The organism is Agromyces salentinus, assembly GCF_009749395.1.
Classification (GTDB): domain Bacteria; phylum Actinomycetota; class Actinomycetes; order Actinomycetales; family Microbacteriaceae; genus Agromyces; species Agromyces salentinus.
The window spans coordinates 111965-127617 of the sequence record NZ_WBIR01000001.1; the positions used below are offsets into that span (position 1 = coordinate 111965).

Genomic DNA, 15653 nt, shown 5'->3' on the forward strand with positions numbered 1-15653 from the left:
TCAGCGGGCCGCCGGGTTGCGGTCGGTCCGGTCTTCAGGGGCGGGCGCGGCCTCGGGGGCGGACGCGGCCTCCGCGCCCGACGTGGCATCCGCCGCGGTGAGCACGAGCGCCCAGTCGTAGGCGCCGAGCGTCACGCCGTCGATCGGGCGCCCGCTCACGGCATCCGTGCCGACGATGGCCACCTCGACGAGGTCCGCGCCACCGTGGTTGATGAGCGTCAGCAGTTCGCCTCGGCGCGCGGCCTCGACGTGCTCGGGCAGTCCGGCGACGACGGGCTCGACACCCGCGTCGGCGAGGACGTGGTCGACGACCGCCTGCACGCCGGCTTCGTCGGGCACCGTCGCGAGGTAGCGGGCCGCCCCCGCCCCGCTGGGGCCCGAGCGGCGCAGCGTGAGCGCGGGATCGCCGTCGCGGCGTCCGCCGGAGAACGCGGCCTCGACCGTGGCATCCGTCACGTGGATCTCCTCGGCGAGCAGCGTGCCGACCGACTCGGGCAGTGGGGAGGATCCGCCGCCGAAGTGCGCTCGCCTGGCCCCCGGCTCGGACTCGGGCGCATCGGGCGCGACGAGCGCGCCGAAGTCCTCGAGCCGCACGCCGAAGGTCGCGCCCAGTTGGGTCAGGAACCCGCCCACGCGGAACCGGTCGACCTCGTCGACGACGTCGGTGTAGGGGCCCGCCAGGAGGTGACCGCCACCCTCGACGAACGCGGCGAGCGCCGCGGCATCCGCCTCGCGCACGAGGCCGAGCAACGGCGCGATCGCCACCTGGTAGCGGTCGTCGACGCGGGCTGCCGGCACGATGTCGACCTGCACGTGGCGCCGGTGCAGCGCGCGGTACCAGCGCTGCACGACGGCGAGGTAGTCGACGCCGTTCATCGGGTGGTCGGATGCCTCGACGGCCCACCAGTTCTCCCAGTCGAAGACGAGCGCGACGCGGGCGTCACGGCCGCCCACGGGCAGCTCGGGCAGGGCCCCGAGCGCGTCGCCGAGGGCGGTGACCTCGCGCCAGGTGCGCGTGTCGGTGCCCGCGTGCGGCAGCATCGCCGAGTGGAACTTCTCGGCCCCGGCACGGGACTGCCGCCACTGGAAGAAGAGGATGCCGTCGGCGCCGCGCCCGATCGCCTGGGCGCTGAGCGCGGCCATCTGCCCGGGAGCCTTCGGCGCGTTCGACGGGCGCCAGTTGAGCGCGTTCGTCGCCTGCTCCATGAGGTACCAGGGCACGTCGGGCTTGAAGGAGCGCACGAGGTCGCGCTGGAACGCCGCGGCGCGGAAGCTCTCGGGATCGTTCGGGTCGGGGTAGCAGTCGTCGCTGATGACGTCGAGGTGCGGCGCCCACTGCTCGTAGTTCGCCGGCTTGAACGCACCCATGAAGTTCGTCGTGATGGGCTGCGTGGCGCCCGCGGCGCGGATCAGGTCGCGTTCCATGAGGTAGCACTCGAGGAGCATGTCGCTCGTGAACCGCCGGTAGTCGAGCATCTGCCCGGGGTTCAGGCTGTACGGCGCCTTGCGCGGCGGGAACACCTCGTCGAAGGACTGGTAGCGCTGCGCCCAGAAGTTCGTGCCCCATGCCGCGTTCAGCGCGTCGACGTCTCCGTAGCGATCGGCGAGCCACCGCCGGAACGCGTCGCGCGCGGCATCCGAGAAGTCCATGTTCAGGTGGCAGCCGTACTCGTTGTTGACGTGCCACATGACGACGGCCGGATGCTGCGCATAGCGCTCCGCGATCGCGCTCACGAGTTCGCCGGCGAGGCGCCGGTACACGGGCGAGGACGGCGCGAACTGCTGGCGGCTCCCGGGCCAGTACGTGGCCCCGTTCTCGTCCTGCGGCAGCAGTTCGGGGTACGCGGCGCTCGCCCACGGCGGCGGCGAGGCGGTCGCCGTGGCCAGGTCGACGGCGATGCCGCCCTCGTGCAGCAGGTCGATCACGCGGTCGAGCCAGCCGAAGTCGAACTCGCCCTCGCGCGGCTGGAGGCGCGCCCACGAGAAGATGCCGAGGCTGACCGTCGTGACCCCGGCCTCGCGCATGCGCGCCACGTCATCGGGCCAGATCTCCTCGGGCCACTGCTCGGGGTTGTAGTCGGCGCCGTAGTGCACGTGGTTCCTCCGTCACTGGTGGGAAAGCGTATTCCAAGTCTACGGGACGACCGCCCCGGTGCCGCGATGTCGCTCTCGGCGGTCGGGCCCAGGCGACGAGCCGGCACGCGTCCAGCGCCCGGATGCCACCCACCCTGCCACGCCGACCGGCGCGATGTCGCACGGGGCGAGCTGATGCGGGGCCGACGCGCCGCGTGGCGCGATGTCGCACGGTGCGAGCTCATGCGGGGCCGACGCGCCGGGTGGCGCGATGTCGCACGGCGCGAGTTGATGCGGGCGCGACACGGCGGGTGGCGCGCGCGAGTGGTCGCGAATGGTCGCCATCCGCGCGGAATGCCGACCGATTGCGACCTCTCGCCGGCGTGTCGCGCGAGCAGCCCCACCACCCCCTGCCACCCGCTACTCGGGCAGCGCCACCACGGTCACCGGCCGCCCGTCCGCGCTGCGAGCGGATGCCGCGGGCCCGTCGACGACGACCACGATGCGCTCCCCGGCCGCCCACGCGCGCCACCACGCGGCATCCGTCACCTCGAGCGCCTCGAGCTCGTCGGGGCCGAGCATGCGACGCCCGATCGTGTGCGGCTTGACCGACGTCATCCAGCCGGCGACGCCCTCGAGCGTGCGGCGCTGCACGGGCGGGATCTCGCCGGATGCGGTCGGCCCGACGTTCAGCAGCAGGCGCCCGCCGCGCGAGACCACGTCGGCGTAGAGGCGTGCGAGCTCGCGAGGCGACAGGGTCAGCGACTCGTCTTCAGCGCGGTTGTAGCCGAACGAGAAGCCGAGGCCGCGGCAGTGCTCCCATCCGGCGCCGGACTCGTGGTCGGCGTCGTGTGCGTACTCGCTCGTGGCGTAGTCGCCGACGGGCGCGCCCCAGCGATCGTTGACGACGCCGTCGGGCACCGCTGCGCGGTACGCGTCGAGCAGCGCCTCGATCGAGTGCGGGCCGGGTGACTTGCCGGCGTCGGGCCAGTCGATGTCGTTCCAGATCAGGTCGGGCGCGTACCGGTCGACGAGGTCGGCGACCTGCGCGAACGCGTAGGCGTTGTACGCGGCATCCTTGGGTCGCTGCCGCTCGATGTCCTCGCTCGAGCGGTGCGGCGGATGCCCCGCGAAGGCCCAGTCGAGCCCGCCGGAGTAGTACACGCCGAAGCGCAGGCCCTCGGCGCGCACGGCGTCGGCGAGCGGGCCGATGAGGTCGCGGCGCGGGCCGCGCGCCACGGTCGTGAGGTCGCCGGCTGCGGGGGCGTCCCAGAGCGCGATGCCGTCGTGGTGCTTCGTCGTGGGCACGACGTAGTCGGCGCCCACGTCACGGAACAACCGCGCCCAGTCGGCCGGGTCGTAGGCCTCGGCACGCCACTCGTCGAGGAACGCCTCGTACGGCCTTCCGCCGTGCTCGCGGGCATGGTGCAGCGCGGCGGGCGAGCCCTCGATGCGGGTGGTGTTCGCGTACCATTCCGCGTAGGCGTTGTGCGCGAACCACTCGTCGTCGGGCACCGTGCCGAGCGCGCCCGTCGGCTCGGCCCAGGCCGGTACCGAATAGGCGCCCCAGTGCACGAAGATGCCGAGGCTCGCCTCCCGCGCCCATTCAGGAAGCGGGCGGGTGGGCGACGATGCCTCGACCAGCGCGCGCTCGCTGCTCACGCGCGTGGATCCCCGCGCTCGATCTCCACGTCGGCTTCGCCGTGACCGCGCCGAGGGCGCTCGGGCACCGCGACGATCGCGAGCGCGATGCAGCCGAGCGCCGGGATCACGAGCGGGAACAGCTGCCACGTCACGACGCCCGCGAAGCCCGCGGTCGCCAGCAGGTACGCGGCACCGGCCGGGTCGGCGCGCAGCGCACCCGGCACGGCCTTCAGCGCCGCGAGCCACCCCGACTCGGGGCTCCACAGGCCGGATGCCGTGAACAGCGCGAGCGCGAGGGCGGCGAGCCCGGCCCAGCCGACGACCGCGATGAGCGGTCCGCCGGGCAGGGCGCCGGAGCCGGCGAGGTCGATGTCGAGCACGAGCACGAGGGCGACGACGACGGATGCCGCGCCGATCGCCGTCCCGCCGAGGAGCGCCGAGCGCACGTCGCGCCAGAACCACCCGAGCGACGAGTCGTCGGCGGTGAGGAACCGCCGCAGGTGCCGCACTCCGGCGGCGAGCGCCGCCGGGAGCGTGATGATCGGCACCGACACGACCGCGATCAGCACGCCGATGACGAGCACCTCGCCGAGCAGGCCGAACGCGCTCTTCGCCCCGGGGAACCGGGCCCGCCCGGCCGCGTCGTCGCGCGTGGGACCGCTGCCCGTCGCCGCGGCGTGACGGGCGGCCCGGTCGGTTGCTCGCGACATCCGGGACCTAGCCCTTCAGGCCCTGGGTCGCGACGCCGTCGACCAGGAACCGCTGGAAGACGATGAAGAAGATCAGGATCGGCAGCAGCGCCAGGAACGACACGGCCATGGTCGCCCCGTAGTCGGACGTCGAGGTCTGGTCGTTGTAGAGCTTCAGCGCGATCGGGAGCGGGTACTCCTCTGGCGTGTTGATGTAGAGCAGTGGCCCGAGGAAGTCGTTCCACGTCCAGATGAACGTGAAGATCGCCGAGGTGATCAGGGCCGGCTTGATGAGCGGGAGGATGATCGAGAAGAAGATGCGGAGGTGTCCGGCACCGTCGATGCGCGCCGCCTCGTCCATGTCGCGCGGGATGTTGCGGATGAACTGCACGATCAGGAACACGAAGAACGCCTCGGTCGCGAGGAACTTCGGCAGGATCAGCGGCCAGTACGTGTCGACCAGCTCGAGCTTGTTGAACATGATGTACTGCGGAATGATGATGACGTGGAACGGCAGGAGCAGCGTTCCGATCATCGCCGCGAACAGCAGCCCGACGCCGCGGAACTTGATGCGGGCGAACGCGTACGCCGCGAGGGCCGATGAGAACAGCGTGCCGATCACGGCCATCACCGCGATGAACAGCGAGTTCGCGAAGAACCGCCAGAGCGGGGTTCCGGCGATGCCCTCGACGACCTTGACGTAGTTGTCGACCGTCGGGTTCTCGGGCATCAGGCCGGGGTTCTGGCCGAACTCGCTCGACGGCTTGAAGGTCGCGAACAGCATCCACACGAGCGGGTAGAGCACGATCGCGGTGAGCGCGAGCAGCGCGACCATCCAGATGACGGTGTTGACGGTCTTGCGCTTGATGCGGCGCCGACGCGGCTGGGCGGGCTGATCGGTGGAGATCTCGAGGAACTCGGCCCTGGGGACTTCGATCGTGCTCATCGGTTCTCTCCTGCGTAGTGCACCCAGCGCGTGGACGTCTTGAAGAGGATGAAGGCGATGATCGCGACCACGATCACCAGCACCCAGGCCATCGCCGACGCGTACCCCATCTGCAGGTCGGCGAAGCCGCGCTTGTAGAGGTAGACGGTGTAGAAGTTGGTCATGCCGGCGGGGCCGCCGGAGCCGTTCGAGATGATGTACGCCGAGGCGAAGATCTGGAACGCGTTGATCAGCTCGAGCAGCAGGTTGAAGAAGATGACGCTCGAGAGCATCGGGATGGTGACCGAGCGGAACTTGCGCACCGGGCCGGCACCGTCCATCTCGGCGGCCTCGTAGAGTTCCTGCGGGATCTGCTTGAGCCCGGCCAGGAAGATCACCATCGGGGCGCCGAACTGCCAGACGGCGAGCAGGATCATCATCGGCACGACGAGGGCGACGTTGCCGACCCATCCGCCGAGGTCGATGCCGAAGAAGCTCAGGCTGTTGTCGACGGGGCCGTCGGTGGAGAACATGGCCCGCCACACGATCGCGACGGAGACCGAGGCGCCGATGAGCGACGGGGCGTAGAACGAGGAGCGGAAGAAGCCCGACCCCTTGTTGCGGTAGTTCAGCAGCATCGCGATGCCGAGCGCCGCGGCGAGCTTGATCGGCGTGCCGACGAGCACGTAGACCAGGGTGATCTGCACCGACTGCATGAACTGCGGGTCGTCGGTGAACATGCGCACGAAGTTGTCGAACCCGACCCACTCGGGGTCCTTGAACAGGTTGTACTTCGTGAACGCCAGGTAGAGGGAGTACAGCATCGGGCCGAGCGTGAGGCCGAGGAACCCGATGAGCCACGGCACGAGGAACCCGTACCCGGCGACCGACTCGCGCCTCGCGGCGCGGCGTCTGCCCGGACTCATCGAGGGCCCGCCGCGTTCGGCGCGGCGCAGCTCTCGGCGCATGGCCTTCGCGTCGGCTCCCGCCGTCACGATGGACTGGGTGGTGGTCACGTGGAACTCCGATCTTCCCGAGATGGGAACTCCGGGCGGGGTCTGCCTTCCCCGCCCGGAGTCGCGGCGCGAGCGCCGACTACTGGTTCAGGACGACGTCCATCTCGCTGAAGAACTGCGAGACCGCGTCATCGACCGTGAGCGTGCCGTAGCCGAGCTCCTGGCCGATCAGGCGGAACTTCTCCTCGAGGGTGCCGTAGCCGACGATCGGCACGGGCGGGGCGTCGCCGAGACGGTCGGCGATGGAGGCCTCGTAGTCGGCGATCTGCTGGCTCAGCGGGTCGAGGTCCGCGCCCTCGAGCGCGGTCGTCGACGCCGGGAGGCCGCGGTTGGTGCCGAACGCGGCACCCGACTCGGGGCTGTTGACGAGGAAGTTCACGAGCGTCGCCGCAGCCTCGGGGTGCTCGGTCTTCGCCGAGATCGAGTGCAGCATGGAGGGCTTGAGGTAGAGGTCCTTGGCGCCCTCCTCCGTCACGGGGGGCTCGAACAGGCCGAGCTCGGTGAAGTCGGTGCCCAGGTTGCCGAGGTAGCCGGCGCCGAAGTTGTCCCACGTCAGCTCGCTCGCGGTGAGCGCCGAGTCGAAGCCCGAGAGAGGGTAGATCTCCTCGAGCCGCTGCTGGCCGATGACGCTGCCATCGGTGCGGACGGCGTCGCCCTGCTCCCAGAACGCGGCGAGGTCCTCTTCGGTGAAGTTGGGCTCGCCGTCCTCGGTGAAGAGGTCTTCACCCTTGGCGCGCTGCTGCACCTCGAAGTTCTGGATGCGACCGGTCCAGTCGGTGCCGCCCCAGAGCTCGACGCCGGCTGCGGTCGCCGCGTCGGTGACCTCCTTCATCCAGGCGTCGTAGTCCTCCCAGTCGCCGCCGGCGAACTCCTCGACGCCGACCTGTTCGAGCAGCTTGGGGTTGGTGTACATGCCCCAGGCGTTCGTGGAGGTCGGGATGCCGGTGGTCTCGTCGCCGACCACGCCGATGTCGAGGATGTTCTGCGCGAGCGGCTCGGTGTCGATGACGTTGCCGAGGTAGGGCTCGAGGTCGAGCAGGAGCCCGTTCTCGGAGTACTGCCGCAGGTAGGAGTAGTCGAACTGCATGACGTCGGGCAGGCCGCCGCCGGCCGCCTCGGTCTGCCGCTTCTCCCAGTACTCGGGGAAGCCGAGGAACGAGGTGTTCACCGTGATGTTCGGGTACTCCTCGTTGAAGGACGCGATGGCCGCGTCGTAGAGCTCGGCGCGCACGTCGTTGCCCCAGAACGCGAGGTCGAGGGTGACCTTCTCGTCGGGGTCGTAGGTGGCTGCCGTCTCGGCGCCGCCGCCGGAGCACCCAGTGAGCACGAGCGCTGCGCTCGCGGTCAATGCCGCTGCGGCGAGCGCCGTGCGTCGCGTACGAATGTTGAACATCGTTGTCCTCCCGGAAACGTCAGTGTCTGCCTGGTGCCTGCAGCGCTCGCCATTGCCTTGCCTGCGGGAAAGCGCTTGCCCAAATGTAACCGAGCGATGCCGGGCGGTCAACCGAAATCGCAAAATCGTTTCAATTCGTGATCATCCACGGATGCCGCGACCGGCGCCATTCCACGAGAAACCCAGATCAGCGCAAGATCGGGGGTCGAAACTGGGGTGTCCTGCGAGTCTCGCTCAGGCCTCGGGCAGGGCCGAGACCGGCGCGTCGCGGTCGCATACCAGCCTGCCATGCTCCACACGCAGCTCCGCCGCGAAGATCGCGCTCAGTCGCGCGTCGGATGCCTCGGAGGTACCGAGCTCGCTGCCGTCCCAGTGCGGATGCGTGAAGTAGTAGAGCACTCCGCGGTCGCCGTCGACCACCACGTCGCCGTGCCGGCCGAACGTCGCGTCGCCGCGACGACGACCCGGCTCGCCGAGGATCACATCGTCGGGACCGCCCTGCCTGCGCCAGGTCCGCGCGTCCCGCGAACGGTGCACGCCCATGCCGCGCCACTCGTCGACGAGCATCCACCACCAGCCGCCGAGCTCGAACACGTTCGGGCCCTCGTGCGGACGACCGCCGATGACGCGTCCCTCGACCCGCCACGACGCGAGGTCCTCGCTGACGGCGGACCAGGTCGAAGAGTCGTCGGCCTCGTCCTTGACCCAGAGTCGCCACCGGTCGTCGGGGGAACGCGCGACGCAGGCGTCGATGACCCGGTCGGAACCGAACGGCACGTCGCCGACGCGGCGCCAGCCGACGAGGTCGTCGCTCACGTACTCGACGATGCGTCGGGGGTGGTCCCAGTCGGCGAACACGCCGTCGATGACCGTGAGGTACATGCGGTAGCGCTCGCCGTCGTCGATCACCTCGGGCGCCCAGTGCGTCTCGCGCACCGCGGCGGCATCCGCCTCGAGTCCGTCGACCGTGCCCGCGTACCGCCAGTCGAGTCCGTCGCGCGATCGGGCGACGCCGATGCGGGTGCCGTGCACCCAGGCGACGCCGGGCTCGTCGACCGTGGCGCGGCGCTGGGTGAAGAACATCCACCACTCCCCCGTGTCGCGGTGGCGGATCACGGTCGGATCCGTCGCGCCGTCGTGGACGGGGTCGTGGAAGATCGCGTCGTCGATGGCCGGTCCTCCGCGATCGCCGTCGACGGATGCCGCGAGCCCGCGTCCCGGGTCGGCCATTCGCCCGTCAGGCCCGGCGCAGGTCGGCGACGGGGCTCTCGAGGCTGCGGCGGTGCGCGGCATCCGCCCGGAGCGTCTCGGGGGTGACGACCGCACCCGACGTGGCCGAGGAGTAGATGGCGGTGACGATCTCGAACGACGTGGCGACCTCGGTCGCCGTCGCCGGCAGCGGCTCGCCCGAGCGCAGGGCCGCGTAGATGTCACGGACGAGGGGGTCGTGTCCGCTGCCCTCCTCGACCTCGGGCAGCGCCCAGGCCGCCTGCACCTCGGGTGCGACGTCTGGCGCGGGCGTGATGCGCCAGTGCTCGTGGGCGTGCCCGTAGAGGTGGTCGACGGTGATCGTCGCGAGCTCGGTGTCGATGCGGATCGAACTCGTCTGGCGGGGTGACAGCGCACTCGTGACGACGGACGCGACGACGCCGCCCTCGAACGTGACGACCGCGGTGGAGACGTCCTCCATCTGGGTCTCGCGGTCGAGGCGCCAGAGCTGGCCCTGCACGCTCGTCCAGTCACCGAGGAGCCACGCGAGCAGGTCGATCTGGTGGATGGCGAGGCCGAGCGTCGGCCCACCGCCCTCGGTGGCCCACTTGCCGCGCCACGGCACTGCGAAGTAGGCGGGGTCGCGGTACCAGAGCGTGTTGCAGTTCGCCACGAGCGGGCGACCCAGCGCTCCCGAGTGCAGCAGTTCGCGCACGTGTGCGGCCGCGGAGCCGGTGCGCTGCTGGAAGACGACCGCGAGGCGGCGATCGTTGCGCGTCGCGGCATCCGTCATCGCGTCCAGCTCGTCGAGGCTCAGCGCCGCGGGCTTCTCGCAGACGACGTGCAGGCCGGCGTCGAGCGCGGCGATCGCCTGCTCGGCGTGCACCCCCGGCGGCGTGAGCACGTGCAGCACGTCGAGGTCGCCGCGGGCGAGCAGGTCGGTCAGGGATGCCTCGACCTCCGGCACGTCCCAGCGCTCGGCGAAGCGGCGGGCGTGCTCGGGGTCGCGGTCGGTCACCGCCACCAGCTCGGCGTCCGGAGTCGCGGCGAGGGCCGCCGCGTGGGCGTCGGCGATCGCGCCGGTGCCGATCAGGGCCGCGCGGAACGGTGCGGTCGCCGTGCGCTCGACGGGGCGGCGCTCGGCGTTCGGGGTCTCGGTCATCGGGTTCCTTCCGCGGGGCGGGATTCGAGGTCGTAGCGGCCGAGGACGCCGCACATGCCGAGGCTCGACGGCTCGGGCCGCGCGCTCGACACGCGTGCGGCGGCGAGCCCGGGATCGCGCCCGGCCAGCAGTGCATCGAGGCGTGCCCCGGTCGCCGCGGCGTCGGCGAGCGCGCCGCGCCGCCACCGCGCGCGCCAGTCGTCCGCCCTCGGCGCGACGAGGGCGACCGCCCTGGCGTACAGCCGCTCGAGGCGGTCGTGGTCGAGGCGGTCGGGGCTCGGCACTCCGCCGTCGAAGAGGTCGAGGAAGCCGCGCACGGCGAGGTCGCGACGGGCCATGGCTGCGGCGAGGCGCTCGGCGGCCGGCACGTCGGGGCCGGGAAGGGCGGCGGCGGCGGCGTACGCGTCCGAGCTGGCGAGCACGTCGTCCGGGAACGTCATCACGGCATCGCCCGCCTCGGGCAGCCCCGCGTTCGACATGATCACACGCACGTCCAGCCCGCCGCCGTTCACGGCCCGGTGGATCACGCCCGGCTCGAACCACACGAGCGCCCCCGGCTCGAGCGGATGCTGCGCGAAGCCCGACGCGTCGACCGTCTGCAGGAGGCCCGCGCCGGCGACGACGAGATACGCCTCGCTCGACACGGTGTGCAGGTGCGGGGTTCCGCCGGCGAGGCCGTCGGGCGCGGCATCCGCGTACGCCTCGAGGCGGCTCACCGAGGTCGAGCCGGGGAACGATCTCCGCGCGGTGTTCATGCGGTGCCGAGCACCGTGTCGAGTGCCGCAGCGCCGCGGGCGGCGAGCCGCTGCGCCCGCTCGGGGTCGCTCGCCCCGTCGGCGATGACCACGCCGTAGCGGAGCTCGAGCGTCGCGCCGGACTCGACGACGTGCTCCTCGCTGAAGAACGGCGCCGGGCAGAGGCAGGCGAAGTCCTCGGATCGGGCGAACCACTGCGGCGGGTGCTGCACGTTGGCCGCGTGGTCGACCATGACCACGGTCGAGGCCGTGCCGGTTCCGTCATGGAGGCCGCTGAATCCCATCCAGGGCGCTCGGATGCCGCGCAGCTCGTCGCCGCCCGCGACGCCCGGGGCCAGCACGGTGCCGTTCGTGAAGGAGCGCGGTCCGCGCCAGAAGAGGCCACCGTAGCCGGCGTTCTCGCGTCCGCGGGTGGTGGGCGAGCCGATCGGGATCGCCCGCCCGCTCACGTTGCGGAGCCGGGTCTCGAAGGCGAGGAGCCAGGCGTCGGGCCCAGTCTCGGCGCCGCGGTCGCCCGCGTCGTCGCCGTCGCCGTCGCCGTCGCCGTCGCCGTCGTTCGCGAGCATCGTCGCCGCGATCGTGCGCTCCTCCTCGAAGACGGCCTGGCCACCCTCGGTCACCCAGTCGAGACGTTCGGTCCGGCGAGCGCCGGTCGCGGCATCCGACCGCTCGTCGAAGTCGCGATGGCGCTGCTCGCCGTTGTTCGGCAGTTGCACGTAGCCCTCGCCGCGCACGAAGGTCGGACCGCCCCAGAAGTTCTCGTCGTCGACCACCGGCAGCGACCACGCGATGCCCTTGTGCCAGACGTGGTCGTGGGGGCGGAAGAGCGAGACGACCTCGCCGCCGAGCGTGCGGATCGGGCTGAAGTACGGGCGCGGCGACTCGAGGCGCACGTCGGTCGGCCGGAACACGTACTCGGCGAGCACGGCATCGCCCCCGCGGATCAGCAGGCGGTCGTCGGCCTCGTCGATGCGGATGTCGGGCATCGGTCTCCTTCGGTCGTCGTCGATCCGGGTGGCGCTCGGCGCGCAGCGCGCCGGGAAAGCGTTATCCAAGCGTACACGGGGTGCCCGTCCCGCTCCAGCCCGAAGCGGGGCGTTCCGTCAGGCTCCTGCGCCTTCGGCGCTCCTGCGCCGCGGCGGCGACGGCACCCCGGCCGGTCCTGCCCTCACTGATGCGGCTGCCCGGCCCCTTCTCCTGCGACCGCCGCTCTTGTCACTCCTGCTCCTGCCGCCCCTGCTGCTCCTGCCGCCCCCGGCCGAGCGCGAATCCGAGCGCGCCGGCGAGCGCGACGAATCCGAGCGCCGCGGCCGCCGCACCGATCAGCACCGGCGTGGTGACCATGACTCCCCCGCCCGGCGGGAACACCGCGCCGGCCAGCGGCTGGTACGCGAACCAGCCGATCGTCGCCGTCGGCTGCGCGAAGCCGGCGACGAGCATCGTCACGACCCCGCCGACGACGAGCACGGCGGCGATGACCAGCACGATCACGAGGAGACGAGGCGTCCGTTGCACCCTCGCAGCGTATCGTTCGGCGCCTCGTCGCGGCCGCGACATCCGCCGGTCGCCCCTCGTCGAGGGCGCCTGCCCGAAACGGCGCATCCGCTCGAACCGTGGGGTCCGGCGGAACGATCACAGCCGCTACCCTGTGGCCATGACCGCACCTGCCGCACGTCGCCCCTGGCTCGCGTTCACGCTCGTCGGTGCCGTCGCCGTGCTGACCGGTGTCCTGTCGGCGCTCGTCTTCGGTCGGCCCACGCTCATCGCGATCGTGGCCGTTCCCGTGCTGCTCCTGCTGAGCGTGCTCTGGGTCTTCGGCCGCGGGCTCGAGCGCTCACCCGAGCGCTCATCCGAGCGCTCGTCCGAGCACTCGCCGTGAGCGCACGCGGAGTCGGCGCGGTTCGTCTTGGCGGCGGCATGCTCTGCATCGCCATCCTCGGCTACGCGTATGCGCTGCGCATCGCCGTCGGCGACACGAGCGCGTTCGACTACTTCGGCTACTTCACCAACCAGACGAGCCTGCTCACGAGCATCGTGCTCCTCTTCGCCGGCGTCATCGGCATCGCCGGCCGCACGGCGCCCCGCGGGCTGCCGGGGGCACGGGCCATCGCCACGACCTGCCTCCTGGTCGTCGCCGTCGTCTACAACGTGCTGGTGCCGGGCACCGGCTCGGCGCCCGTCTGGGTGAGCGCGTTCCTGCATGTCGTGTTCCCCGTCGCCGTGGCGCTCGACTGGCTCCTCGTCGGCGACCGCCCGGCCCTTCCCTGGCAGCGGCTCTGGATCGTCCTGCCGTACCCCGTCCTGTGGGTCGCGGTCGTCCTCTTCCGTGGCGTCACGGACGGATGGGTCCCGTACGGCTTCCTGCTGCTCGAGCGTGGGCTCATCTCCCTCGCCGCCCATGTGGCCGGCCTCCTCGCGGCTCTCCTCGCCGCCGGAGCCCTCGTCTGGGCGGCGAGCAGGCTGACGCCGTTCCCCGCACCCTCACCTTCATCCGCATCCGACCGGTCGATGTCCGGCTGACCCCCCGCCCGCGCACGGATGCCGCAGCCGACGCCCTGGCAACCTTCCACCCGCGGCCATTCCAGCCTTCGACGCGCAGAGAACCCGTGCGTCGCCGTCACGCCGACGCTAGGTTCGATCCATGTACGCAACCGACTTCAGCGCCTACGGCGTGATCTGGCTGGTCTTCGCCCTCGCCCTGCTGACGGCACTCGTCTGCCTGATCGTGTTCCTCATCTCGGCGACGAAGGCCTTCTCCGCCACCGCCAGGTACCGCCGCGTCCAGACGGAACTCCTACTCGCGGATGCCGCGGCTGGCGGCCCGGCGGGCGACGACCTCAGGGCGTAGGCGCTGGGCCGCGGCATCCGTCATCGGCTGACCGCGGTGTCGCACGTTGGTCATAGGTTGGACGCGTGAGCGGGTTCGAGACGGTTCGCGGATCGCAGGTCGAGATCGCGTACGAGCGGCACGGCGACGCCGAGGGGTGGCCAGTCGTGCTGCTCCACGGATTCCCGTACGACCCGCGATGCTACGACGAGGTCGCCGCGCGGCTCGCAGCCTCCGGCGCTGACGTCGTCGTCCCGTACCTGCGAGGCTACGGTCCGTCGACCTACCTCGCTCCCGACGTTCCGCGCTCGGGTCAGCAGGCGGCGCTGGCCGGCGATCTGTGCGATCTCATCACCGGCCTCGCACTCGATCGGCCGATCGTCGCGGGGTTCGACTGGGGTGGCCGCGCGGCGTGCGTGGCCTCGATGCTCCGGCCCGACCTCGTGTCGGGGCTCGTCACGGTGGGCGGATACAACGTCCACGACATCGCCGCGATGGCGACCGTCCCCGACGAGCCCGTCGAGGAACGTCGCAACTGGTACCAGTGGTACTTCCACAGCGAGCGAGGTCGGGCCGGTCTCGACCGCAACAGACGGGCGCTGGCTCGCCAACTCTGGGACGAGTGGTCGCCGACCTGGAGCGAGCCGCCCGGAGTGTTCGAATCGACGGCCGGCTCGTTCGACAACCCCGACTTCGTCGCCACCGTCGTGCACTTTTACCGGCACCGCTACGGTCTCGTGCCCGGTGATCCCGTACATGAGACCGACGAGGCGCTCATCGCACGGCAACCGCCGATCGCAGTGCCATCCTCGACGCGACAGCCGACCCGCTCGAGGCGCCGTCGACCACCGCGACGCACGAGCAGCACTTCACTTCCCTGGTCGAACACCGGCTCGTCGATGCCGGTCACGACGTGCCGCAGGAGGCCCCCGAGCCCTTCGCCGACGCGATCATCGCGCTCCATGCTCGACGCGGCTGACGCCGGCGGGCTGCGATGACGCGCTCCTGGAGGTGCGATGTCGGCCACTCCGTCATCGATGCTCCGACCGGGAGGCAGCGGGTCCGGTTCGCGTTGCAGTAGGCGTGCCCCTGCGGGCGTTTTCACCGGGCCGGCTAAACGGACACTTCGAACGCAGCGCCTGCGTCGCGCCCGGCGAGGTGAGCTGGCGTCCGCTGTGGGACCGGCTTACGCGCTCCGACCTACGTCGATGTGCTGTGCTCGGGTTGGGCGTGCGTGGAGGCTGCTCGCCGACCGGGCCGCTCCTTGCGAAGGTAGACGAGATCGACTCCCTCGCGAAGGGCTTCCCGCCGCGTCAGAAGATAGCCCTCTCGCTGATATAGCCGGACGTTCGCTTCGCTGAGGTGACCGGTGAACAACTCGAAGGCCTGCGCATCGCTGGCCTCCTCAGCAGCCCTGAGTAGCCGCGTCCCCAGGCCGCGTCCTTGCATATCCGGTGCGACGGTGAGCCGACCGATGTGTGCGACACCGGACTCTACCGTCCACCGCACAGCCCCGACCAGTCTCGCGCCGAGACGCATGCCGATGGAGAACCCTTTGAGCTCCTGTTCGACTTGCGTCAAGGATTGAGTCAAGGCGGGCAGGAACGGATCGCCGTAGATCTGCGCTTCGGTCGCGTACGCCGCCCGCTGCAACGTCATCACCTCACCCGCCGCGGCAGGGGTGAGCTTCACGAGATCTAACGGTTGCTCTTGCTCGACATGCGTCAACGTGCACTTCCCTTCCGGATTGGATCACTGCACGGCGATTATCTCTGGTTCGTGAACCGCCGCGCAGCTGGCGATCGTGCTGCACCAGGCCTGCTACCGCCACCGCGCAGCCACCGCCACGCGGCCTCGAACGGAGGCACAACCGACTTGTAACGCGCTGTCTGCTGCCTCCATCTCGCCCTTCTCTCAGTGTCGTGTCGATGAGGCGGCTATGCCCGGGGGTTCGTACGCG

General features: G+C 71.1%; 16 protein-coding genes. 4 read left to right on the forward strand and 12 right to left on the reverse strand.

Going from position 1 to position 15653, the window contains the following annotated elements:
- From GQQ95_RS00445 to GQQ95_RS00500, 11 genes are all read right to left on the reverse strand, one after another.
- The gene (locus GQQ95_RS00445; protein WP_157425672.1) at positions 1–2094 is read right to left on the reverse strand and encodes a beta-galactosidase; all 2094 of its coding nucleotides are present in this window, start codon (positions 2092–2094) and stop codon (positions 1–3) included.
- Between the two features lie 399 nt (positions 2095–2493).
- Positions 2494–3735, reverse strand: coding sequence for an alpha-L-fucosidase (locus GQQ95_RS00450; RefSeq protein ID WP_157425673.1), 1242 nt, complete (start codon positions 3733–3735; stop codon positions 2494–2496).
- On the reverse strand, positions 3732–4427 hold the full coding sequence (locus GQQ95_RS00455) for a hypothetical protein (RefSeq protein ID WP_157425674.1): 696 nt from the start codon (positions 4425–4427) through the stop codon (positions 3732–3734). The genes GQQ95_RS00450 and GQQ95_RS00455 overlap by 4 nt, the downstream gene beginning before the upstream one ends.
- A gap of 7 nt (positions 4428–4434) precedes the next feature.
- Entirely contained in the window at positions 4435–5352 is a 918-nt protein-coding gene (locus GQQ95_RS00460; RefSeq protein WP_157425675.1) for a carbohydrate ABC transporter permease, read from the reverse strand.
- Positions 5349–6257 (reverse strand): carbohydrate ABC transporter permease, encoded by a 909-nt coding sequence (locus GQQ95_RS00465; RefSeq protein WP_246205154.1) that lies wholly within the window; start codon positions 6255–6257, stop codon positions 5349–5351. The genes GQQ95_RS00460 and GQQ95_RS00465 overlap by 4 nt, the downstream gene beginning before the upstream one ends.
- Before the next feature lie 169 nt (positions 6258–6426).
- The gene (locus GQQ95_RS00470; protein WP_157425676.1) at positions 6427–7740 is read right to left on the reverse strand and encodes an ABC transporter substrate-binding protein; all 1314 of its coding nucleotides are present in this window, start codon (positions 7738–7740) and stop codon (positions 6427–6429) included.
- A 234-nt stretch (positions 7741–7974) separates the two neighbouring features.
- Complete coding sequence (locus GQQ95_RS00475; protein WP_157425677.1) at positions 7975–8970, reverse strand: family 43 glycosylhydrolase; 996 nt, start codon at positions 8968–8970, stop codon at positions 7975–7977.
- Positions 8971–8977: 7 nt separating this feature from the next.
- Positions 8978–10111, reverse strand: coding sequence for a Gfo/Idh/MocA family protein (locus tag GQQ95_RS00480; RefSeq protein WP_157425678.1), 1134 nt, complete (start codon positions 10109–10111; stop codon positions 8978–8980).
- Positions 10108–10866, reverse strand: coding sequence for a cupin domain-containing protein (locus GQQ95_RS00485; RefSeq protein ID WP_157425679.1), 759 nt, complete (start codon positions 10864–10866; stop codon positions 10108–10110). The genes GQQ95_RS00480 and GQQ95_RS00485 overlap by 4 nt, the downstream gene beginning before the upstream one ends.
- A complete protein-coding gene (locus GQQ95_RS00490) occupies positions 10863–11852 on the reverse strand; it encodes a DUF6807 domain-containing protein (RefSeq protein WP_157425680.1) in 990 nt (329 codons plus the stop codon). Before GQQ95_RS00490 ends, GQQ95_RS00485 begins: the two co-directional genes overlap by 4 nt.
- Positions 11853–12081: 229 nt before the next feature.
- Positions 12082–12381 carry a hypothetical protein gene (locus GQQ95_RS00500; protein WP_157425682.1) on the reverse strand — a complete coding sequence of 100 codons (300 nt, stop codon included), beginning with the start codon at positions 12379–12381 and terminating at the stop codon, positions 12082–12084.
- 139 nt (positions 12382–12520) lie between these two features.
- On the opposite strand from GQQ95_RS00500, the gene GQQ95_RS19265 reads away from it, so the two are divergent.
- The 4 genes from GQQ95_RS19265 (at position 12521) to GQQ95_RS00515 (ending at position 14691) form a co-directional block, all read left to right on the forward strand.
- Positions 12521–12745 (forward strand): hypothetical protein, encoded by a 225-nt coding sequence (locus GQQ95_RS19265; protein ID WP_170296915.1) that lies wholly within the window; start codon positions 12521–12523, stop codon positions 12743–12745.
- On the forward strand, positions 12742–13386 hold the full coding sequence (locus GQQ95_RS00505) for a Pr6Pr family membrane protein (protein ID WP_246205116.1): 645 nt from the start codon (positions 12742–12744) through the stop codon (positions 13384–13386). The genes GQQ95_RS19265 and GQQ95_RS00505 overlap by 4 nt, the downstream gene beginning before the upstream one ends.
- A 121-nt stretch (positions 13387–13507) precedes the next feature.
- Positions 13508–13714, forward strand: coding sequence for a hypothetical protein (locus GQQ95_RS00510; RefSeq protein WP_157425683.1), 207 nt, complete (start codon positions 13508–13510; stop codon positions 13712–13714).
- Between the two features lie 65 nt (positions 13715–13779).
- Positions 13780–14691: an alpha/beta fold hydrolase gene (locus tag GQQ95_RS00515; RefSeq protein WP_212275198.1), complete on the forward strand. Its 912-nt coding sequence runs from the start codon at positions 13780–13782 to the stop codon at positions 14689–14691.
- A gap of 202 nt (positions 14692–14893) precedes the next feature.
- On the opposite strand, the gene GQQ95_RS00520 is transcribed toward GQQ95_RS00515, so the two are convergent.
- Entirely contained in the window at positions 14894–15421 is a 528-nt protein-coding gene (locus GQQ95_RS00520; protein ID WP_246205117.1) for a GNAT family N-acetyltransferase, read from the reverse strand.
- Positions 15422–15653 lie beyond the last annotated feature (232 nt).

Bases quoted from the DNA above. Each gene is read 5' to 3' on its own strand.
- GQQ95_RS00470 (WP_157425676.1), bottom strand. From the start codon at position 7,740: ATGTTCAACATTCGTACGCGACGCACGGCGCTCGCCGCAGCGGCATTG.
- GQQ95_RS00490 (WP_157425680.1), bottom strand. From the start codon at position 11,852: ATGCCCGACATCCGCATCGACGAGGCCGACGACCGCCTGCTGATCCGC.
- GQQ95_RS00480 (WP_157425678.1), bottom strand. From the start codon at position 10,111: ATGACCGAGACCCCGAACGCCGAGCGCCGCCCCGTCGAGCGCACGGCG.
- GQQ95_RS00460 (WP_157425675.1), bottom strand. From the start codon at position 5,352: ATGAGCACGATCGAAGTCCCCAGGGCCGAGTTCCTCGAGATCTCCACC.
- GQQ95_RS00465 (WP_246205154.1), bottom strand. From the start codon at position 6,257: ATGAGTCCGGGCAGACGCCGCGCCGCGAGGCGCGAGTCGGTCGCCGGG.
- GQQ95_RS19265 (WP_170296915.1), top strand. From the start codon at position 12,521: ATGACCGCACCTGCCGCACGTCGCCCCTGGCTCGCGTTCACGCTCGTC.
- GQQ95_RS00485 (WP_157425679.1), bottom strand. From the start codon at position 10,866: ATGAACACCGCGCGGAGATCGTTCCCCGGCTCGACCTCGGTGAGCCGC.
- GQQ95_RS00475 (WP_157425677.1), bottom strand. From the start codon at position 8,970: ATGGCCGACCCGGGACGCGGGCTCGCGGCATCCGTCGACGGCGATCGC.
- GQQ95_RS00510 (WP_157425683.1), top strand. From the start codon at position 13,508: ATGTACGCAACCGACTTCAGCGCCTACGGCGTGATCTGGCTGGTCTTC.
- GQQ95_RS00455 (WP_157425674.1), bottom strand. From the start codon at position 4,427: ATGTCGCGAGCAACCGACCGGGCCGCCCGTCACGCCGCGGCGACGGGC.